Origin of the sequence: Flagellimonas aurea, from assembly GCF_017313785.1 — a bacterium.
Taxonomy (GTDB): domain Bacteria; phylum Bacteroidota; class Bacteroidia; order Flavobacteriales; family Flavobacteriaceae; genus Flagellimonas; species Flagellimonas aurea.
This window is the reverse complement of the sequence record NZ_JAFLNL010000008.1, coordinates 155,532-177,688: the sequence shown is the minus strand read 5'-3', so window position 1 is coordinate 177,688 and position 22,157 is coordinate 155,532. Positions and strand designations below refer to the sequence as shown.

At 41.1% G+C, this 22,157-nt stretch carries 19 protein-coding genes and 1 tRNA gene; 15 read left to right on the top strand and 5 right to left on the bottom strand.

The window, feature by feature from the left end:
• Positions 1-98 precede the first annotated feature (98 nt).
• Complete coding sequence (locus J0656_RS14525; protein WP_207035135.1) at positions 99-1,412, top strand: serine hydrolase domain-containing protein; 1,314 nt, start codon at positions 99-101, stop codon at positions 1,410-1,412.
• A gap of 85 nt (positions 1,413-1,497) precedes the next feature.
• Here the strand turns inward: J0656_RS14525 and J0656_RS14520 are convergent, their stop codons facing one another.
• On the bottom strand, positions 1,498-2,412 hold the full coding sequence (locus J0656_RS14520; protein ID WP_207035134.1) for a PAS domain S-box protein: 915 nt from the start codon (positions 2,410-2,412) through the stop codon (positions 1,498-1,500).
• Positions 2,413-2,724: 312 nt separating this feature from the next.
• Here J0656_RS14520 and J0656_RS14515 point away from each other — a divergent pair, with 312 nt between their 5' ends.
• Both J0656_RS14515 and J0656_RS14510 read left to right on the top strand, forming a co-directional pair.
• Positions 2,725-6,567 (top strand): BspA family leucine-rich repeat surface protein, encoded by a 3,843-nt coding sequence (locus tag J0656_RS14515; RefSeq protein ID WP_207035132.1) that lies wholly within the window; start codon positions 2,725-2,727, stop codon positions 6,565-6,567.
• Between the two features lie 2 nt (positions 6,568-6,569).
• Entirely contained in the window at positions 6,570-7,271 is a 702-nt protein-coding gene (locus J0656_RS14510; protein WP_207035130.1) for a hypothetical protein, read from the top strand.
• Between the two features lie 53 nt (positions 7,272-7,324).
• Here J0656_RS14510 and J0656_RS14505 read toward each other — a convergent pair whose 3' ends face one another.
• On the bottom strand, positions 7,325-8,008 hold the full coding sequence (locus J0656_RS14505; protein WP_207035128.1) for a metal-dependent hydrolase: 684 nt from the start codon (positions 8,006-8,008) through the stop codon (positions 7,325-7,327).
• Positions 8,009-8,178: 170 nt separating this feature from the next.
• Here J0656_RS14505 and J0656_RS14500 point away from each other — a divergent pair, with 170 nt between their 5' ends.
• Together J0656_RS14500 and J0656_RS14495 are read left to right on the top strand one after the other, a co-directional pair.
• A complete protein-coding gene (locus J0656_RS14500) occupies positions 8,179-8,592 on the top strand; it encodes a 6-carboxytetrahydropterin synthase (RefSeq protein ID WP_207035126.1) in 414 nt (137 codons plus the stop codon).
• Between the two features lie 27 nt (positions 8,593-8,619).
• A tRNA-Val gene (locus J0656_RS14495) sits at positions 8,620-8,694 on the top strand.
• A gap of 6 nt (positions 8,695-8,700) precedes the next feature.
• Here J0656_RS14495 and J0656_RS14490 read toward each other — a convergent pair.
• Positions 8,701-8,862: a hypothetical protein gene (locus J0656_RS14490; RefSeq protein WP_207035124.1), complete on the bottom strand. Its 162-nt coding sequence runs from the start codon at positions 8,860-8,862 to the stop codon at positions 8,701-8,703.
• A 162-nt stretch (positions 8,863-9,024) separates the two neighbouring features.
• On the opposite strand from J0656_RS14490, the gene J0656_RS14485 reads away from it, so the two are divergent.
• Positions 9,025-9,231 carry a helix-turn-helix transcriptional regulator gene (locus J0656_RS14485; RefSeq protein WP_207035122.1) on the top strand — a complete coding sequence of 69 codons (207 nt, stop codon included), beginning with the start codon at positions 9,025-9,027 and terminating at the stop codon, positions 9,229-9,231.
• Positions 9,232-9,287: 56 nt separating this feature from the next.
• Here the strand turns inward: J0656_RS14485 and J0656_RS14480 are convergent, their stop codons facing one another.
• Positions 9,288-10,562 (bottom strand): UDP-N-acetylmuramoyl-tripeptide--D-alanyl-D-alanine ligase, encoded by a 1,275-nt coding sequence (locus J0656_RS14480; RefSeq protein WP_207035120.1) that lies wholly within the window; start codon positions 10,560-10,562, stop codon positions 9,288-9,290.
• 65 nt (positions 10,563-10,627) lie between these two features.
• Positions 10,628-12,280 (bottom strand): gliding motility lipoprotein GldJ, encoded by a 1,653-nt coding sequence (gldJ, locus tag J0656_RS14475; protein WP_207035117.1) that lies wholly within the window; start codon positions 12,278-12,280, stop codon positions 10,628-10,630.
• Between the two features lie 394 nt (positions 12,281-12,674).
• Here gldJ and porV point away from each other — a divergent pair, with 394 nt between their 5' ends.
• The 9 genes from porV to J0656_RS14430 all read left to right on the top strand — a co-directional run bounded on the left by porV (position 12,675) and on the right by J0656_RS14430 (position 22,155).
• Entirely contained in the window at positions 12,675-13,823 is a 1,149-nt protein-coding gene (gene porV / locus J0656_RS14470; RefSeq protein ID WP_207035114.1) for a type IX secretion system outer membrane channel protein PorV, read from the top strand.
• Positions 13,824-13,885: 62 nt separating this feature from the next.
• Entirely contained in the window at positions 13,886-14,392 is a 507-nt protein-coding gene (gene cdd, locus J0656_RS14465; RefSeq protein ID WP_335622055.1) for a cytidine deaminase, read from the top strand.
• 80 nt (positions 14,393-14,472) lie between these two features.
• On the top strand, positions 14,473-15,471 hold the full coding sequence (gene pdhA / locus J0656_RS14460) for a pyruvate dehydrogenase (acetyl-transferring) E1 component subunit alpha (RefSeq protein WP_207035110.1): 999 nt from the start codon (positions 14,473-14,475) through the stop codon (positions 15,469-15,471).
• 4 nt (positions 15,472-15,475) lie between these two features.
• On the top strand, positions 15,476-17,116 hold the full coding sequence (locus J0656_RS14455; RefSeq protein ID WP_207035107.1) for a pyruvate dehydrogenase complex dihydrolipoamide acetyltransferase: 1,641 nt from the start codon (positions 15,476-15,478) through the stop codon (positions 17,114-17,116).
• A 98-nt stretch (positions 17,117-17,214) separates the two neighbouring features.
• Positions 17,215-18,192: a M28 family metallopeptidase gene (locus tag J0656_RS14450; RefSeq protein ID WP_207035105.1), complete on the top strand. Its 978-nt coding sequence runs from the start codon at positions 17,215-17,217 to the stop codon at positions 18,190-18,192.
• A 55-nt stretch (positions 18,193-18,247) separates the two neighbouring features.
• On the top strand, positions 18,248-18,925 hold the full coding sequence (locus tag J0656_RS14445) for an SDR family NAD(P)-dependent oxidoreductase (protein ID WP_207035103.1): 678 nt from the start codon (positions 18,248-18,250) through the stop codon (positions 18,923-18,925).
• A gap of 46 nt (positions 18,926-18,971) precedes the next feature.
• On the top strand, positions 18,972-19,583 hold the full coding sequence (locus tag J0656_RS14440; protein ID WP_207035101.1) for a SprT-like domain-containing protein: 612 nt from the start codon (positions 18,972-18,974) through the stop codon (positions 19,581-19,583).
• A 28-nt stretch (positions 19,584-19,611) separates the two neighbouring features.
• Positions 19,612-20,691, top strand: coding sequence for a mannose-1-phosphate guanylyltransferase (locus J0656_RS14435; protein WP_207035099.1), 1,080 nt, complete (start codon positions 19,612-19,614; stop codon positions 20,689-20,691).
• Between the two features lie 3 nt (positions 20,692-20,694).
• Entirely contained in the window at positions 20,695-22,155 is a 1,461-nt protein-coding gene (locus J0656_RS14430) for a DUF389 domain-containing protein (protein WP_207035097.1), read from the top strand.
• Positions 22,156-22,157 lie beyond the last annotated feature (2 nt).

The window sequence follows — 22,157 nt, the reverse complement described above, 5'->3', positions numbered from 1 at the left end:
TAAGGTATGGGGAGGATCATTTACCTTTTAAAAATCAAAAGGCGTTAAAAAAGTTCTGTTAAATGTTTGGTAAGACGTTATCATTTAAAATCATCTCGATGCTTTGTGCAAAGTTGCTGTTGGGAATGTTCTCGAATGGAACTTTTGCACAAGATATGGATGTAAATAGGTTGGATGCCTATTTCAATACTTTGGAAAGAAATGACAAGTTCATGGGCAGCGTGGCCATTCTAAAAGACGGAGAGGTTGTTTATGATAAACAGTTGGGATATTCCAATTTGGAATTGGGGCAAAAACCAAATGTGAACACAAGCTATGGAATCGGTTCGATTTCCAAGGTGTTTACCGCTGTTCTCGTTTTTAAGGCCGTTGAGGCAGGTCTAATCGATTTGGATAATACCATTGAAGGGTATTTCCCTGCCATTAGTAATTCTGATAAGATTACCATTGCCCAATTATTGAATCATCGAAGTGGTGTGTTCGATTTCACCGATGATAAGGAAAACTATCTCAGGTATCGTACCACTTATATGGATCGGGCTGAAATGGTCGACATCATTGCTGAAGGCGGCAGTGTTTTTGAACCGGGAACTAAGGCGGCGTACAGTAATTCCAATTACGTTTTGCTCTCCATCATTTTGGAAAAGGTGTACGGACAGTCCTATTCAACTATTTTGAGGGAGCAACTTATCGACCCGCTGGGGCTTGCCCGCACTTATTTTGGTGGTACTATAAAGGAGGATCAAAGGGAGAGCCGTTCCTACAGGTATGATGGTCAATGGAGACTCATGGCGGAAACGAATACTTCCATCGGATTGGGGGCGGGCGGTATCGTTTCAACCCCGTCGGACTTATTGGTCTTTGCTGATGCCTTATTTTCAGGCAACCTATTGGCAGAGGAAAACTTGTCACAAATGAAGGTCATACGGGATAAATTTGGGATGGGATTGTTTAAGATAGTTTATTATGACCATGTCAGTTATGGTCATAATGGTGAGATTGATGGTTTTATTGGGGCAATGCGCTATTTTGAGGATGACAGGTATGGTTTTGTAGTCTTATCCAATGGGTTGAACTACAACTTGAATGCCATAACGGTAACTTTGGTCAATGCCCTTTACGGAAGACACTTTAGTATCCCTGACTTTAGGGTTTACCATACAAAGGCAAAGGAATTGAACGCCTATTTGGGGGTATATTCCAGTAGTACCTTTCCTGTAAAATTGATGGTCACCAAATCTGGGAACCAATTGGTTGTACAGGCCAAAGGGGGTGCCAAAATGAAGATGGAGGCCACTGCAAAAGGTGAGTTTAAATATGAGCCAGCCGACATTGTGCTCAAATTCTTTCCCGATACGGGAGAAATGACGATTTCCCAAAGTGGAAAATCTTATGTGCTGACACGGGAGTAACCAACTATTTATACTAAAAATCAGATGATGAAAATTTTTGACCGCAGGAATCGGCCATTGGGCTCAATAAAACTATTAGTTTTACCTAAAGACGCTGTACAAAAGTAATCAGGTCTTCGGAGACGTTCAATCCCAATTTTTTTTTCAATCGGTTCCTTATCACTCTCAAACTTTCTTTTTTGACCATCATAATCCTGGAAACATCCGATGAGGTCATCCCAATCTTAATAAAGGCCAAGTGTTTCATATCCTTTTGGGAAAGATTGGGGTAGTGGGTTGATAGTTTAGAATAAAAATCGGGATGTACTTTTTTATAGTGCATCATAAAATCCTCCCAATCCTCATCAAGGTTCATGGTTTCCTGGATATGGCACAGGATGCTTCTTAATTCTTTTCTCGTGTGCGGTTCAACCTCCAATATCCGATGTTCTATTTTTTTGATAATGTGCTTTTTTTTCTCAAATAATATAGAAGATAGCAGAAGATTCTGTTGGATTATTTCTTTTTCCTTCCTTTCCAATTCGGCCAATTTTCTGTCCTGAATGTTCCGGGTACAGCTCAATACCAGTAGCACATTTCCTTTTTTGTCAAAAATAGGCTTGGTGTATCCTTCGAACCATTGATAACCATGGTACTTTGTCCTGAATTTAAGTTCCAATTTTTCAGGCATAGAGGAGAAGCCTACCGAAGAGTTGGAAACATTTTTCAGTAGTTTGGAATATTGTTCAGGATGGATAAAGTCAAAAGGGACTTTTCCTTTAAGATCCTCCGAAGTATATCCCATGATACGTTCAGTGGAAGGGCTTGCATACAGATATTGACCGTCGGAAGGATGATGCAAACACACCACATCCATGGTGTTTTCTGCAATCAGTTTTAATTTGTCCAGTTTTTGTAGGGCCAAAAGTCGGGACAAGGCCTCTCCATCGAGGTTTTGTTCCTCTTCCAGTAATCGCAACAACCGTTCAGTCTCTTTACCTTGGCCCTTTGTTTCTTCCATTTATAAACTTTAGCTTCTATTTACCGTGGAATACTACAAAACTAACATGGTACATCAAATAATAAAAGATGATCGTGTTATGATGATCGTCATTTTGTTCGATGAATGACAGGGTTGTTTATCTTAATTGGACGCAAAGCTGTTTTTTATCATTGGCATAATCAGTCGTACTAATTTTGATGACGCACCGGATAAAAATTTAGGGTCTGATACATTTTAAAAAAAGATTTCATAAGAAAAATAATACCTTATATCGAATGCTTCTTCGTAAAGTGATAGGATATTAGTAAGTTACAAGAGTTAAACTAGCACATGAAAAAAACACTAACCTCTATTCTGTTGGGTTTGATTCACTTCTTTGTATCTGCCCAAACAGAATTTATTACAACATGGAAAACAGACAACCCCGGCTCTTCTGCGGACAATCAAATTACAGTTCCCACTTTTACAGGAGAAACCTATAATTATACTGTGGATTGGGGTGATGGAAATTCCGATACCAATGTTACCGGAAGTATTACACATACTTATAATGTCCCGGGCATATATCAGGTTTCGATTGAAGGGACATTTCCCAGAATTTATTTCAACGAATCGGGGGATAAGGACAAGATCCTAAACATCAAACAATGGGGGAATATTCAATGGACTTCTATGGAGTCCGCTTTTGCGGGTTGCACAAATATATCGGTTGGGGCTAATGACGTACCCAACCTGTCCAATGTGACGAGTTTGAGGAGAATGTTTTTCTATTGTAATTATTCATTTAATTATACTAATCGTGAGTACCCTAATTTTAATGGGGTAGAAAATTTTAACGATTGGGACGTAAGCACAATTACCGATATGTCCAACATGTTCGATAGGTCTTCATTTAATCAGGATATTTCGTCTTGGGATGTGAGCAATGTAGAGGATATGTCCTATATGTTTTTTAGTTCTAGTTTTAATAAGAACATTAATTCATGGGACGTTAGCAATGTAGTGAATATGGCGGGGCTGTTTAGCAGCGGTATGTTCAATCAGGATGTTTCGTCTTGGGACGTTAGCAGTGTGGTTAATATTGATTTCATATTCAACAGCACCTATTTTGATCATGATATTACCGGTTGGAATGTTACTAATCTGGTAAGTATGCGGCACGCCTTTAGTCAAGGCCACTTTGATCAAGATTTAAGTTCATGGGATATTTCCAATGTGTTGGATATGAGTAATGCTTTCGATGATTCGGATTTATCCAGAGAAGATTATGATGCTATACTGATTGCTTGGTCGCAACTTCCAGGATTAAAGACGGGCGTTACTTTAGGGGCCAATGATGCAATATACTGTACGGCCGAAAACGAAAGAGCTACTTTAATCAATGATTACGGCTGGACCATAAACGATTATGGGATTGACTGTGAACCCGAAGTGCCTTTTGTCACTATTTGGAAGACGGATAACCCAGGCCCTTCAAATGACAACCAAATTACCATACCCACGAGTGCAACAGATATTTATGATTATAGGGTAGATTGGGGCGATGGTACTTTTGATGAAGCAGTTACTGGAGACATTACCCATACTTATGCACAGCCGGGAGTATATGAGGTGTCGATTACTGGAAAATTTCCCAGAATATATTTCAACGGTTATGAATTTGGCCCCCAAACCTCTGACGATTTAAAATTGTTGTCCGTGGATCAATGGGGTTCCAACCGTTGGAAGTCAATGGATTTGGCATTCGCAGGGTGTGAAAATATGGATGTTACGGCAACGGATATACCCGATTTTTCAAGAGGGGTTTCATTAACCGGAATGTTTTGGGATGCCAAATCTTTAGAGGGGAACGTTTCTATTGCAAATTGGGATATTGAAAAGGCTACATATATGAACTTTATGTTCAGAGGAGCCAGCAATTTCAATATCCCTATTGGGGAGTGGAATGTTACTGGAAAGAGAGATTTCAATGGAATGTTCGAAGAAGCTGAATCGTTTAATCAAGATTTGAGCAATTGGAATGTCCAAGCAATGGAGAATATGACGAATTTGTTCAAGGGCTCTGGCCTTTCAAATACCAATTATGATAAAATCTTGATAGGTTGGAGTCAGTTGCCATCTTTAAAGAATGGGGTGCAATTGGGGGCTCCGGACAATTATTATTGTAGTGCCGAGGATGAGAGGCAGTATTTAATTGACACCTATGGATGGGTAATAGACGATGCAGGTGCCAATGGAGAGTGCTTTTTTGTGACTACATGGAAAACAGACAACCCTGGAATTTCGGCGGATAATCAAATTACAATTCCTACCCATCCTGATGAAACCTACAACTATACTGTTGCTTGGGGCGATGGTACTTTTGATGAAAATATAACAGGCGACATTACACATACGTATGCAACTGCAGGAACCTATCAAGTTTCGATTAGAGGCGATTTTCCAAGGATTTATTTTGATGATTTAACCTTCAATGAAACAACCAATGATAGTGATAAAATAATGGACGTGAATCAATGGGGTTCTATCGAATGGACATCAATGGAATCTGCATTTCATGGTTGTGCTAATTTGGATGTTACAGCTTTGGATCTTCCAGATTTTAGTCGGGTCACTAGTCTAGTGTATATGTTTAGGGGATGCAGGTCACTTATAGGAAACGAATCGATGAATTCTTGGGACGTATCCAATATTACCAATCTAGTGGCTGCATTCAACACAACGGATTTATTCAATCAAGATATTTCGAATTGGGATGTTTCCAATGTCACCAGTTTAAATGGAACCTTTGCGGGAGCCAAGGCTTTTAATCAAAACTTAAATGACTGGGATGTAAGCAGTGTAACCAATCTTGGGGTTGTTTTTGGACATGCATCTTCCTTTAATCAACCCTTGAATAATTGGGATGTTTCCAATGTAATTGATTTTCATTCTGCATTCGCTGAAACACCTTTTAATCAACCTTTGAACAATTGGGATACCTCAAGTGCACGCACTATGGGCGGAATGTTTTCGGATGCCGTCAATTTTAATCAAGATATTTCAAATTGGGATACCTCAAGTGTAATCGAAATGAGTGGAATGTTTGTTGATGCCACTTCTTTTGATCAAAACTTAGGAGAGTGGGAAATAAGTAATGTTACCAATATGGATTACCTTTTTTTAAATGCAGGATTATCCTTATATAATTACGACAAAACATTGATTGGTTGGAATAACTTGCCCTTAAAACAAAACAACGTTGTTTTGAACGCTGGCTCAAGTCAATATTGCGAGTCTGAAGAAGCACGACAGAGCTTAATTGATGGTTTTGGATGGACGATCGTCGATGGCGGTAGATTTTTTGGGTGTAATCAGGATAATGATAACGACGGAGTTTTAGATCAGTTCGACTTTTGCTTGGGTACTAGGATAGGTGCTATAGTGGATGAATATGGATGTGAGATTATTCCAGCTGATGCTGTCCAGGTTTATGTGTTGACACCTAGTTGTGTCGATAGTGCGGATGGAGCAGTAAATATTTTGATGAATGTACCAGGACATTTGATGGATATATCCATATCTGGCGATTCTTACTCGAATCAATTTGATGATGTAGCATCCGAGCAGGAATTTCAAATCGGAGGGTTAGCGCCCGGCACATATTCCATCTCTATTACAGTGCCTGAAAATTTGTTTGAACAAACCGTTGGGATTACCATAAATAGTTTGTCTTCCATAACGGGAAAAAGAGCTTCGACCGATTCCACAAATGGTACCGTTTTATATGAGGTAGCTGGAAGTAAGAATTATGATGTTTTGATAAATGGGGAGAAAAAAAGCTACTCCTTTGAAAATACAGGAAGACAAAACATTCTGATTGAGAACTTGTACGGTCAAAGTGAAGTTTCCATTTCAGGTGAGAAGGCTTGCCAAGGCATTGTGTCCGATAGCTTTTTTATTGGAGACGCCATTCAAGTGTATCCGACCATAACATCATCCTTTGTAAATATTATAACCGATAAAAGCAATATTGATACAAAGATTTTTGGCTTGGATGGAAGACTTGTGAGGGCAATCAACTTTAATCAAAATAACAAAAGTATAGATGTTTCCACCTTGAAATCCGGAATCTATTTCTTGCAAATGGAGGTCAATGGACGCATGGAAACCGTAAAGATCATAAAGCGATGAAAATGATAAAATCAATTTTTCGAATCATGTATTGCTCCATTGTTATCATTTTATCTTCGTGTGGCGGAGGCAGTGGAGGAGAGCAACCACCTCCAGAGGCAGAACCCAGCAATGATTTGCCTTTGAAAGTAACGGGAACATTGCCTGTGAACGGTGAACCTTGTTCGGATTATGATGAAGTGCCCTCCGACGACTCCATGGTATTGATTACCTTTAATTGGAGCGAGGCGCAATTTGCTGACAGTTATAAGTTGATTGTATTGGATGGCAGTTCAGAAATATTTAGCGATAACTACCCCAATGCGGAGGCCCAAGTGGAACTTCAAAGAGGAAAAACCTATACCTGGTCCGTTACGGCAAAGAACGAGTTCGGAGAAACACCAGGAAACTCATATTCTTTTACAACTCCGGGAATGCAGGTGGGTAATTACGCTCCTTACGCCGCAGAAATCAATGTTGAGTTTAATACGAATACAATGGAAATGTCCGTAGGTTGGGTTGGTAGTGATGAGGATAGTGATGCTCTTGTGTACGATGTAAAAGTATGGGAAGACAATAATCTTTTGTTGGAAGAGGTTGAGTACTCCCTTGACGTTTTGGAACCAATCATTTTCATGAATACAAGGAAATATTCCGTGGAGGTCATTTCAAAAGATACTGCTGGTAACTTTTCAATTTCAACATATAGTGTAGAGGCTCCATAATGCTGTCTTGAACAACTAAATAAGCCCTCGGTTTTTCGAGGGCTTATTTGTTTTTATATGGAGATAGATTCACCAATACCGGGCAGAATCAATTTCTTTCCTTTCTTCTCAAAATATTGAACGGCTTTGGTTTTGTCCAATTTTATAGGCGGAAAAGTATCGTAATGGCAACCGATTATCTGGTCGCATTCCACAAAATCACTGGCAATTGATGCATCCTCGTACCCCATGGTAAAATTGTCGCCAATGGGCAAAATAGCCATATCAAGTTTCGGGCAGGTCATGGGAATCAGTTCCATGTCCTTGGTCAGCGCGGTATCTCCTGCAATATAAATACATTTCGATTCATCCCATAGAACAAACCCTCCCGGATTTCCTCCATTGCTCCCATCGGGCAGCATACTGGAATGAATGGCAGTTACGTATTTGGCCGTTCCAAAATCAAAGGTATATTTCCCTCCATGATTCATCCCGTGTCCGTCAATACCCTTGTTTCCAAACCAGCTTACCACTTCAAAATTAGAAACCAATAAAGCATCTGGATTGTTCTTGGCAATGGCCTCTACATCCAGAACATGATCTTGATGCCCATGGGTCAGAAAAATGTAATCAACTTTAAGGTCGTCAATGTTAACATCGGATGCCATTTCGTTGCCGGTGATAAACGGGTCGAACAAAATGTGTTTTCCGTTCATCTCAATCAGGAAACAAGCATGTCCTAAAAAGGTAATTTTCATAGTGTAGTATTTTTTATTTCGTATGTTATTTTGAAGGTTTTTGACCTATTGCATAAAGTTAACAAGAACAAGTTTGAATTTCAATTTGAAATCGAAAGGTTCAGGATCCTTTTGCATATTTTTTTGAATCAATAAAATATGATTGCAGAAAAAGAACTTAACTTTGCAGCATGATTGCCACGATTTGTAGAAAAGCACATTTTAATGCCGCACACAGGCTTCATAACCCAAAATGGAGCAAGGAAAAGAACATTGAAGTGTTCGGAAAGTGCAACAGTCCTAGTTTTCACGGTCATAATTTTGACCTTGAGGTACGGATAAAGGGAGAGGTTGACCCGGATACCGGTTTTGTGATGGACCTTGCAGAACTTGGGGCATTGATAAAAGATGAGGTAGAGGAACGCTTTGATCATAAGAACCTGAACGAGGATTGTCCGGAGTTTAAAAATCTGCTCCCGACAACAGAGTACTTCGTAAAAGTTATTTATGATATCCTAAAACCGAGTCTTAAAAAGGGACAATTATTGCATATTACCTTGCACGAGACATCAAAGAACTCTGCGGAGTATGGAGATTGGGATTAATTTCCGATATTGCACCCCGTTTTCAAAGGGATATTAGCTCAGTTGGTTTAGAGCGCTGCCTTGACAGGGCAGAGGTCACTGGTTCGAATCCAGTATATCCCACTTTTTCTACTCATATTCCGAAATCCTTTTTCTTAGTTTTTGGTTACTGCGCTCCAAGCGATCGTTTTGGTTGCGTAAACCGCCCAATACTTTTTGCATGGCCTCTAGGCTTTCTTGTTGTAGGCTGATGATTTGTTCTAGGTCTGATTTGGTGAACCTTTTACTCATGGTCTGTGATTGTATTCAAAAAACACTTTAAAATATTTATTTGAATCGTTAAAAGCAATATTAAAATATAAAAAATACTTTAATAAATATAATAAAGCATAAAATTAACCCAACAGCATATAGGGTTAAGTGACTATTTTTGATACGGAACAACTTCCCAACATGGAAAAAGAAGTATTCAATCGTATAAAAGCAGTTTTGGCTGAGAAGGGAAAAACCAATAATTGGTTGGCTGATGAATTGGATATGAACCGGACAACAATTTCAAAATGGTGTAGGAATGACATGCAACCAAGAGTTGAAACGCTTTTTCAAATTGCAAAAGCCTTGGATGTAGATGTCAGGGAGCTTCTCGTTTCGTCCAAATGATGAGAATGAGGCACATAAAAACTCGGATTCATGGTTTTATAAACGGTAACGACCAATCATAACACCTCCAAAACACGTTCCAAGGCCATTCCCCGCGAACCTTTAATGAGGAGTGATGCTTTTTCCAAAGGATGCTTTGTCAGATGCTCTTTTAAGGCATCAAACGATTTGAATTTACTCAAAGAAGTCTTGGTTCCATAGAAATTCTCGCCTACCAAATAGATTTGGTCAAAATGAAGGTTTTCTGCGAGGTCGGCAATGGATTGATGTTCTTCAGCAGCCGTGCTTCCAAGTTCGAACATATCTCCAATGATCAAAGTTTTTCTTTTGGCCTTCATCAGGCTGAAGTTTTCCAAGGCAGCCCTCATACTCGTAGGGTTTGCGTTGTATGCATCAAGAACGATATCAAAACCGTTTTTGGAAAGTAGCTGTGATCTATTGTTTTCTGGTCGGTAGCTTTCAATGGCTGTTTTGATGTCTGTCAAGGGCACATTAAAATATTTCCCCATCAGAATGGCGGCGCAGCAATTGGTAAAGTTGTATTTGCCCACCAGTTGCGTATTTATTTGTGTTCCCTCAACCTCTAAAGAAACGTAAGGGTCAACCCCAAGGAACTTTATTTGATAATATTGATGGTCACTGGAGCTAAAGCCCATCTTTTTGGTGTAGTTGGCCAATTTTTCCTTCTGAATTCCATCATCTGCATTAAAGAAAATAGAGTTGTTCTGGGATATGAGGTGGTCGTACATCTCACTTTTTCCTTTAATGACGCCCTCCACACCTCCAAAACCTTCCAAATGGGCCTGTCCAAAATTGGTGATATAACCAAAATCTGGCTGGGCAATGCTGCATAGGAACTCGATTTCCTTTTGATGGTTGGCGCCCATTTCCACAATGGCGATTTCAGTATCCTCTTTTATGGACAATAGGGTCAATGGAACCCCAATATGGTTGTTGAGGTTGCCTTGTGTGGCTATGGTCCTGTATTTTTTGGAGATAACCGCATGGATAAGTTCCTTGGTGGTGGTTTTACCATTGCTCCCGGTCAGGGATATGATTTTTGCGCTGGAATACTTTCTATGGTAAGTTGCCAATTTTTGTAAGGTCTCCAAGACGCCATCACAAAGAACAAGCCGCTCGGAAGTTTTAAATTCTTCCTCATCAATAATAGCATAGGCGGCACCTTTGTCCAAGGCTTCCTGAGCAAACTTATTACCATTAAAATTGGGGCCTTTTAAGGCAAAGAACAGACAATTTTTGGTGATTTTCCTCGTGTCCGTACATATATGGGGATGCTCTAAAAATAGAGCGTGCAATTCTTTTATCGTCATAAATCGAAGATAAAAAAAAGCCCCGACCTTTTTGGCCGGGGCTTTTAAAATACTCAAGAAGTTTTTTATCTCGCTTTTTTGTGACGTACTGTCTTTTTAGATCTGGATTTAGATCCAACTCTGGACATGGCACATCTAAAGCCGATATCGTCTGTTGCCATATATTGTGGCAAGTATCTACGTTGTGCAGGATCCAACCAATAAGCACGGTCTCTCCATGATCCACCTTTGTACACGCGAACCTCGTTGTTGATCAAGGATGTTCTGTAGTTGGATTCGTCATACTGGCGAACAATCTCACCATCCTCGTTGCGCTCAACTTTGTGATTAGGGGAGTCGTACATTTTTTGGGTATCTCCATCTTCTTCGCTAAAGCGGTCAAAGAACCTTGAAGAACCTGGGTCTCCATCTCTAAAACCTCTGTTGTCGCTTTTATCGAAGTTGGTTCTTAGGTAGGTTTCTTCCTCTGTAACCGCAACTTCTTTGATTTCTCCAGGAAGATTGATAGCTACGATTTTACCATTTGGCAAGGTATCGTATACAATTTCATCCCTCAATATTTCCACTTTTCCATCTTCGCCGATGGCTTTTTTCATGAAAACGTTTCCACGGTAGTAGTTGAAATCACTTATCTCATCATCAACAATAGGACGGTAAACATCCGCAACCCATTCGTTTACGTTACCGGCCATGTCGTACAGACCAAAGTCGTTAGGCTTGTATGATTTTACTTGACCTGTGATGTCGGCACCATCGTCGGACCATCCGGCAATACCTCCGTAATCACCTTTTCCTTGTTTAAAGTTGGCCAATTGGTCCCCTCTTCCCACACGTTGACCGTTACGGGTATAGTCACCTTCCCAAGGATATTTTTTTCTACCTCTATAGTTGTTGTATTCCCTAGTTCCAACAAGTGCCTGCGCAGCGTATTCCCATTCAGTTTCAGTAGGGAGTCTGTATTCTGGCATAATTACCCCGCTGCTTCTTTTGGCAAAGGAGTTGATGGAATCTTTCTTTTGTTTTCCTTGAAGCGAATCAATTTCACCTCCATAAACAGATTCTGGATTGTTTAAGTAGGCCTCAGTACTGAAAGTACCTTCTAGTTCTCCGTTCAACACCTTGTATTTGGTATCGTCGGCAAGGTAGCCCTCCCTTTCGAGCATTACCTCGTTCACCCTGTCGGTTCTCCATTCGGCATATTGTGTAGCCTGCACCCAGTTGACACCTACCACGGGATACTCGGCATATGCTGGGTGTCTTAGGTAGTTGTTTGTCATTGTTTCGTTAAAGCCCAATCGGTTTCTCCAAACCAATGTATCTGGCAGGGCACCTTCGTATATGTTGGCGTATTTTGGGTCATCTGGAGGGTATACCGCCTTTAGATAATCCAAGTACTCTAGGTACATTACGTTGGTTACTTCGGTCTCATCCATGTAGAATGACTGGACGTGCTGCTGTGTTGGCGTATTGTTCCAATCGTGCATAATGTCGTCCTGGACTTTACCTTTGGTAAAAGTTCCACCCTCTACAAATACGGTTCCTGGAGGCGTTTCTTGCTCTTTAAAATCCGAATTGTATTGAAAACCTCCCTCTTTGGCATTAATTTTCCAACCAGTGGCTCTGGAGACGTTCTTTGATGAGGATGAGTTTTTACAACTGGAAAAACTTCCCATCACTACGGCGCAAGAAAGTACAACTTTGATTAAGTGTTTTTTCATAATTTGGGCTTGAGTACTTTAAAAATCAGGGTTTTTACCCTCAGTATCTTCGACTTGTTTTGATTTTTTTAAATCTTTCGATGGCATTAGAACGGCGTTTTTACCATTATATTTTGTGCTCATCAAATATTTGTAACACCCGAAAATTGCGGCATGCTACATTTCAGTAACGGAGAAGGTTCCAAAATAGTATGGAGAAATCGGTTTTTAACGGTCAAGAAAGATAAGTGTGCTTATTTTTTTTGCCTTTTAATCAAAATAGAGACGATTTGGACATTCGGTATTAGAAATATGTCCTTCTATATAAGAATTTCCTCAAAAGACCGTTAATGTGTAATAAGTCCAAAGGAATTATTTTGGATTCAATAACTTTACTAAACGCTAAATACTTAGAATGAGAAAGTTACTCGTATTGGTGTTGCTGGTCATCGTAGGTGCTACATCGATGAGCGCACAACAAGAAAGGGCGATCACTACAGCAGTTCCATTTTTGACCATTGCAGCCGATGCGCGGGCCTCCGGTATGGGGGATATGGGTGTTGCCACCTCCTTTGATGCATATTCCCAGCAGTGGAACCCAGCCAAATATGCTTTTGCCAATAAAAAATCAGGGGTAGGGATAAGTTATACCCCGTACTTGGAAACCATTGTAAACGATGTTTCCTTGTTAAATGCCAATTATTACAACAAGCTTAACGACCAAAGTGCTTTTGCATTTGGATTGCGTTATTTTGGATTGGGTGAAATAGAATTAAGGCAAACCATAGATCAAGATCCAACTTTGGTGAAACCCAACGAGTTTGCTCTGGATGGTTCCTATTCCTTAAAATTGAGCCCAACATTTTCCATGGCCGTTGGTGGTAGGTTTATAAGTTCAAATCTAAGATTCCAGGACGGTGTGCAAGATTCACAAGCAGCCAATGCATTTGCGGTGGATGTTGCAGGATTTTACAGGTCCAGGGAAATTGCATACAGTAATTACGATGGACGTTGGAGAGCTGGATTCAATATCTCCAATTTGGGAGGTTCGCTTCAGTATGATGAGGGAGGGCAAGAAAACTTTTTGCCGACCAACCTGAAACTGGGAGTTGGTTTTGATTTTATTTTTGATCAAGACAATATATTGGCCATCAATACAGAGTTTAACAAACTATTGGTCCCGACACCAAGGGATTTTAATGGGGACGGTCAGATCACCACGGAAGACAACGATGAATATCAGAACATAAGTTTCTTCAACGGAGTTTTCGAATCCTTTGGAGATGCCCCGGATGGTTTCAGCGAAGAATTGAAAGAGGTGACTTGGGCACTTGGTGCCGAGTATCGATTTAGGGAAGCCTTTATGTTGCGAAGCGGGTACTTTAACGAAAGCGAGGAAAAAGGTTCCCGCAAGTTCTTTACATTGGGGGCAGGCTTCAAATTTAAATCGGCCCAAATAGACCTTTCCTATCTGTTCTCGACCTCACAGGTCAGAAATCCTTTGGAAAACACATTGCGTTTCTCTCTTAGCTTTGATTTTGGAGAGGAATTCTTCAACGATTAGTTAGTATTAAAATATATCATTGAAAACCTGTCCGTTGGGGCAGGTTTTTTTTATTTTTGAATATATCCAAAGATTACATGGAAAAAAGGAAAATCGGTTTTGAATTGCTTGTTTTTGATGATGCATCGGAGTTGTCACAAAACGACCAAAAATTGTTACAAGAAGCTGCCAAGGCTAGGGAGAATGCTTATGCCCCCTATTCCAAGTTCAGGGTTGGGGCCGCGGTATTGCTGGAAAACGGTGAGGTCATTATTGGCAGCAATCAAGAAAATGCATCTTATCCTGCCGGTCTTTGTGCCGAACGGGTGGCCATTTTTCATGCAGGAGCCAAATATCCTGGTATAGCTGTAAAGACTATTGCTATTTGCGCATCATCGTCCAAGGATGGGATAAGTTCGCCCGCAGCTCCCTGTGGTAACTGTAGGCAGTCCATCATAGAATATGAACAAAAACAGCGATCACCAATCTCACTATTGTTAAGTTCGGAATCTGGACCCGTTAATAAATGCAATTCCATGTCCGATATTCTACCATTGGCATTCAATAGCTCATTTTTGGGCGATTCTTAATTCAATTCTTTTTCCAAAACAGATATATATGTATTTTTGCTCTTCCCTACGCAAGGGAAATTCATTTAATACAACAGTAGATGAAAAAAATCACCAAAGAAGTTTACCTTAAATGGTACGAGGACATGTATTTCTGGAGAAAGTTCGAGGATAAACTGGCCGCCGTATATATTCAACAAAAAGTTAGGGGTTTCTTGCACCTATACAATGGTCAAGAAGCGGTGCTTGCAGGTGCTTTGCACGCCATGGACCTTGAAAAGGACAGGATGATCACCGCTTATCGAAACCACGTTCAGCCGATCGGCATGGGAGTTGATCCCAGAAGAGTTATGGCCGAGCTTTACGGTAAGGCTACCGGAACCTCGAAAGGTATGGGGGGTTCCATGCACATTTTCTCCAAAGAACACCGTTTTTATGGTGGACACGGAATCGTAGGGGGGCAAATTCCTTTAGGTGCCGGGTTGGCATTTGCCGACAAGTACTTTAAAAGAGACTCTGTTACCCTTTGTTATATGGGTGATGGTGCCGTAAGACAAGGTTCGCTGCACGAGGCCTTCAATTTGGCTATGTTGTGGCAATTACCGGTAGTTTTCATTTGTGAGAACAACGGATATGCTATGGGAACCTCTGTGGCACGTACTTCGCATTCCACAGAAATCTGGAAATTGGGTCTTGGTTATGAAATGCCTTGTAGCCCTGTTGACGGAATGGATCCAGCCATAGTTGCAAAGGAAATGGACAAAGCGATCGAGCGTGCCCGTACAGGGGGAGGACCAACTTTCTTGGAGATGAAGACGTACAGATACCGTGGACATTCCATGTCGGATGCACAGCATTACAGAACAAAAGAAGAAGTTGAAGAGTATAAAAAGATAGATCCGATCACTCAGGTCAAAGATGTGATCCTTGAGAAAGGATATGCATCCGAGGACGACCTTAAGAAAATCGATAAAAAGGTGAAGGACTTGGTAAAAGAGTGCGAGAAATTTGCCGAGGAATCAGATTTCCCACCAAAAGAGCAATTGTACGACACCGTTTACGAGCAAGAAGACTATCCATTTTTACAACATAAATTATAATTAGATGGCAGAAGTAATCAACATGCCTAGATTGAGCGATACCATGGAAGAAGGAACCGTGGCAAAATGGCTCAAGAAAGTAGGGGACAAGGTAGAAGAAGGAGATATATTGGCCGAAATCGAAACGGACAAAGCCACCATGGAATTCGAATCTTTCCATGAGGGAACTTTGCTCCATATTGGAATCGAGGAAGGTGATGGTGCTCCGGTTGATTCACTTTTGGCCATAATCGGTGAAGAAGGTGAGGACATTTCCGGTCTATTGAACGGCTCGGGAAGCTCATCGGAAGCTCCAAAAGAGGAAAGTTCATCAGAACCAGAAGAAGATACTGCATCAGAAACTGAAACTAGTGAGCCAGCAGATATTCCCGAAGGAGTGGAAATCGTGACCATGCCCCGATTGAGTGATACCATGGAGGAAGGAACGGTCGCCAGCTGGTTAAAGAATGTTGGGGACAAAGTGGAAGAAGGAGATATATTGGCCGAGATCGAGACGGATAAGGCCACTATGGAATTTGAATCGTTCTACTCGGGAACTTTGTTGCATATCGGTATTCAAGAAGGCGAAGGTGCTCCTGTGGATTCCCTATTGGCCATAATCGGCCCAGAGGGAACCGATGTAGATGCCGTTTTGAACGCACAATCATCAGGTGGTTCATCTAAGAAGAGTGCTGCTAAGAAAGAAGCGCCTAAAGATGATGCCGCTAATGCAGAAGAATCTTCTAAAAAAGAAGAAACCGCACCGGCGACCCAAGACGGTCAGCGCATATTTGCTTCTCCATTGGCCAAAAAGATTGCCGATGAAAAAGGTATCAATTTGGCAGATGTAAAAGGAACTGGCGATAACGGAAGAATTGTTAAAAAGGATATAGAGAACTTTAAGCCATCATCACAAGCAGCTCCTACTGCAGAAAAAACCGAAGCAGCACCTGCAGTAGCACCGGTTGCACTTCCAGTTGGCGAAGAAAGCGTGGAAGAAGTGAAAAACTCTACAATGCGCAAGGTGATTGCCAAGCGTTTGGGAGAATCCAAATTCTCTGCACCACATTATTACCTGACCATTGAGGTGGATATGGACAATGCCAAGGCGTCCCGTGCACAAATAAATAGTTTGCCGGATGCCAAAGTGTCCTTCAACGATATGGTTTTGAAAGCATGTGCCATGGCCCTTAAAAAGCATCCGCAGGTAAATACGTCGTGGAACGGTGATTCCATGATCTATAAACATCACATTCACATGGGTGTTGCCGTTGCCGTAGATGAGGGTCTTGTGGTTCCTGTAGTTAAATTTGCAGATCAGATGAGTTTGACCCAATTGGGTACTGCAGTAAAAGATTTGGCCGGAAGAGCAAGAAACAAGAAAATCAAGCCGGACGAAATGGAGGGAAGTACCTTTACGGTTTCCAACTTGGGAATGTTCGGTATTCAAGAGTTTACTTCCATTATAAATCAGCCTAACTCGGCTATTTTATCAGTAGGAGCAATCGTTGATAAACCTGTGGTTAAAAATGGCGAGATTGTAGCTGGAAGTACCATGAAGGTAACTTTGGCCTGTGACCACAGAACTGTTGATGGAGCTACTGGCGCTCAGTTCTTACAGACCTTGAGGGCGTACTTGGAGAACCCGGTGACTATGTTGGCCTAGATTTGTCGACACAAGCACATTCAATAATACATATATTTAAAAGCATCCTTTTTTTGGGATGCTTTTTTTATCTTTAAAAAAATCAAAAAAGAACAAAAATGAGAATACTGTCATATGTTTTCACGGCACTGTTTATAGTAAGTTGTGGTTCTGCAAAGGTTGTTCAAACAACAAATGTATCACCAGAAATTAAAAAGTCAAGTGGGACTTTTACCAATGCTGAGCGCGTCGGCGAAATAATGAATTATTTAGCGAGCGACGACCTTAAGGGAAGGGAGGCTGGAGACGAGGGAATTGAAATTGCTGCGACATATATTGAGAATTATTTTAAGTCCTATCACCTCAAACCCTATTTTGAAACGTATCGTGACACACTTTCAAATTTTAAAAAACCTGCTTACAATATTGTGGGTGTTGTGGAGGGCAACGACCCTAATTTAAAGGATGAATATATTTTGATAGGTGCCCATTACGACCATATTGGCATCATTAAGCCGGAAAACGGAGATTATATTGCCAATGGGGCAAACGATAATGCATCGGGTACCACTTCTGTTTTGGAAATGGCACGCTATTTTGGAACAAACAAAACAAACAAGCGCACTCTTATTTTTGCTTTGTTCAGTGCTGAGGAGAAGGGTTTGTTGGGTTCCAAGCACCTGGCCCAAAAATTAAAAGAGCAGGATTTGAATCTGTACACCATGCTCAATTTTGAAATGACGGGTGTTCCTTTGCAGGGGAAGGACTATTTTGTATACATCACGGGGTACGATATGTCCAACTTGGCCGAGGTAAGCAATAGGTACGCTAAGGAAAACTTGGTAGGGTTTTTACCAACGGCCAAGGAATTTAACCTGTATCAGAGGTCGGACAATTATCCGTTCCATGAGGAGTTTGGAGTGCCGTCCCATACGTTCTGTACGTTTGACTTTACCAACTTTAATCATTATCATAAGGTCGGTGACGAGAACAGTTTAATGGATTTTGGTCATATGGCCACATTGGTAAACAAAACAATTCCAGTTATTGAAGGTATCGCTAATGCTCCATCAAAAGAAATCAAATTAAAAGAGTAGCATATTGTTTCGAACTGCCCAATGGCTATCGGGAGTAAGAAATCTGAAATATATTATGGCAAACATTATTATTACAGGCACAAGTAGGGGAATAGGATTTGAATTGGTGAAACTTTTTGCAAGGGAAGGACATCAGGTTTTGGCATTGTCACGAAATAGTGAGCCTGTGCAAAGCCTGAATTTACCCAATGTGCAAACGTTACCCTTTGATTTGGGCAATCCTGCTGATTTTGAAAAACTAAATGAATTTTTGAACCAATGGCATGTAGTGGATGTCCTTATTAATAATGCAGGTCGGTTTTTGGGCAAACCATTTTCGGAAACCACAGCTGAAGAATTTGAGAGCGTTTACAAAGTAAACGTGTTCGGAGTAGCTGAAATAACAAAGACCGTACTCCCCTTGATGGGTCAAGAAGGACATGTGGTGACCGTGAGTTCCATGGGAGGCGTGCAGGGCAGCCTAAAGTTTCCAGGACTCTCTGCGTATAGTTCAAGCAAAGGTGCTGTGATTACGTTGACCGAACTCTTGGCGGAAGAGTACAAGGAAACAGGACCGAGTTTTAATGTATTGGCCCTAGGTGCCGTACAGACCGAGATGCTCGAAGAAGCCTTTCCAGGGTACAAAGCTCCCGTAACCGCCGCGGAAATGGCGACCTATATCAAGGATTTCGCATTGACAGGGCATAAACTGTACAATGGAAAAATGTTACAGGTAAGCAATAGTACGCCCTAGGCTTTATCATTAAATATTCTCTGGATAAACTTGTAACTTTATCCCAGTGAACGATACCCTACAAAAATATCTTCCAGAGCTTGCAGTTGCTCCTTGTTTTGAACTCATCAAAACGCATGGTGTGCATTTAAAAATTGTGAACCATCGTGTTACTCGCCATGGCGATTATCGAAGATTGCCGAACGGATTGCATTTGATAACCGTGAATGCATCGCTCAACAAATACCGGTTCCTGATTACACTCGTCCACGAAATAGCGCATTTGGTGGCCTTTGAAACGTATGGTCGTCGAATAAAACCGCACGGAGTGGAATGGAAGCGTACCTTTCAGCACTTAATGGTTCCATTTATTCGGCCAGAGGTGTTTCCAACGCAACTGTTGCCCATAATTGCAAATCATTTTAAAAACCCAAAAGCCAGTAGTAGCACCGACGCTAGGTTGTCCATTGCGCTTAAAGCTTTTGATGAGGAAGAGCGACAACTGAGTTATGTATACGAATTGCCCACGGGGAGTGTTTTTAGGTTGTATAATAGTAAATTGTATAAAAAAGGAAACAAGAAAGTAAAACGGTACGAATGTGTAGAGTTATCAACTGGCAGAGTATATTTGTTCCAGCCAAACGCGGAGGTTGAGTTGGTTCAAGATGTGCCAAGGTAACCAGCATTTTAATTAGAAGAACAGCAAAATGAACAAGAATTATTACGCAATTTTAATGGCGGGAGGAGTTGGTTCTAGATTTTGGCCTGTAAGTACATCTTCCAACCCTAAACAGTTCCACGATATGCTGGGGACGGGCAAAACCCTGATTCAAAAAACATTTGATCGTCTGAATAAGTTTGTTCCCACTGAAAATATTCTGATTCTGACCAATGAGCAGTATAACGACTTAGTGTTGGAACAATTGCCTATGGTAAAACAGGACCAAGTGGTTCTGGAACCCGCGATGAGGAATACGGCACCTTGTATTTTGTATGCATCACTAAAGATTCAGAAAATGAATCCCAATGCGGTAATGATAGTAGCTCCGAGTGATCATTGGATTGAGGATGAGGCTGCCTTTGAAAAAGATGTGACCGCTTGTTTCAATAAATGTGAAGAAGAAAATGCACTTTGCACTTTAGGGATTCAGCCAACTTTTCCCAATACAGGATTCGGTTACATCGAATTTGAAAAAGGGAGTGACGCGCAATTTAAAAAGGTGTCCCAATTCAGGGAAAAACCGGATTATGAAACCGCAAAGGAATTTTTGGCGCAAGGCAACTTTTTATGGAATGCGGGTATTTTTATTTGGAGCGTGGAAACGATAGTGGAAGCTTTCAAAAAATACCAGCCTGGTCAATATGAGCTATTTGGAGGAGGTATTTCCTGTTATAATACGGGCGAAGAAAGAGCCTTTATCCAAGAAAACTACGCCAAGGCGGAAAACATATCCATTGATTATGCTATCTTGGAACAATCCAACTCAATTTATACCCTCCCGGCAACTTTTGATTGGAACGATTTAGGTACTTGGGGCGCTCTTTACGATAAATTGGAGAAAGACGATGCGAGCAATGCAGTGGTGAATGCCCAGGTGTTATTGGAGGATGCAAAAGGCAATATGATTCGCGCCCCAAAAGGAAAAGTAGTTGTGGTTGATGGTTTGGAGGATTACATCATTGTAGATAAAGAAGAAGTGCTCCTTATTTATCCGAAGGAGAAACAACAGGATATTAAAAAAGTATTGACCCAAGTAAAGGAAAAATTTGGGGATCAGTTTGCATAGCATATGACCGAAGAACAAAAAAAGGATGCAGAGACCACAGCGCCCAATCAAGATAGTGGGGATGAGGTAAAAAAGGATTTTAAAGGGCTTTTGGGCAGCGTGCGCAAGTTCCTTTCTGATTTGTTGGAAATCCGTTCCAATACTGATGCCGCGGCCACCAAGGAATCCATCATTGCGGATATTCCATTTAAGAACCATACCACATGGATTTTGGTGTGCTCCATTTTTATTGCATCCATTGGCTTGAACGCAAACTCTACGGCAGTGGTTATCGGTGCCATGCTTATCTCTCCCTTAATGGGTCCCATTTTGGGAATGGGCATGTCGTTGGCCATAAATGATATCGATACGTTGCGAAGATCGCTCAAGAATTTCACTGTAATGGTGGTGTTGAGTGTGATAACGGCATTCCTATTCTTCTACTTTTTTCCATTGCGCGATGAATCTTCAGAATTGTTGGCACGTACCAAACCAGATATTCGGGACGTACTGATTGCCTTTTTTGGTGGGCTCGCACTGGTGATCGCTCGGGCAAAAAAAGGAACCATTGCCAGTGTTATTTTTGGTGTGGCCATTGCAACTGCTTTGATGCCGCCCCTTTGTACAGTGGGTTTTGGTTTGGCCATTGGAAAACCGTGGTATGCTGCAGGGGCCATGTACCTGTTCATTATCAATACCATTTTTATAGGTCTGGCAACCTTCTTGGTCATCAAGTTCCTGAGATTTCCCATGGTGCGATACGCCAATTCCCAACGAAGGAGGTTGATTGCCCGTTTGGCTTCCATTACAGGAATTTTGGTGATGATTCCGGCTGGATTTACTTTTTACAATGTATTTCAGGAGTCACTTTTTATGAAACAGGCACAAGAGTTTTTGAAAGGTACGGTAGAGGTATATCAGTTTGATGGAGCTGGAAGATATGTGGACAATCTTACCAAATTGGAATATGTGGATGATGGGACCTCAATGATAGAAGTGGTTTTTATGGGCGATGAATTGGTTCCAGAGAATATCATCAATACATGGAGAACACAGAAGAATGAGTACAATAGGCTCAAGGACGCCGAACTCCATATTATTCAAGGAGGAAGGGATGATTCAGAAGAAAAGTTCAATTATGTAAGCGAACTTTATGAGAAGAACAAGGCCGAGCTGTTGAATAAGGATGAGCAAATCAGACTGCTCGAAGAAGAATTGGCCATTCTAACCAGGAATGTAGGTAGGAGGGTTCCTTTTCAGAGTATAAGTGCAGAAGCTAAAGCCAATTATGAGAATATTGATGCCCTAGGTTTCTCTTACCAAATACGTACCGATTTTAAAAAGCTGGATACCGTTCCCGTTTTTGAGGTAAATTGGAAAAGCGGATTGAGCTCTAGCCAAAAGGAAGCCGATACCAAAAAAATGTTGGCATGGTTAAAATTGAGGCTTCAGGATTCCACCTTGGTGATCAAGGAAGTTGAATAGCG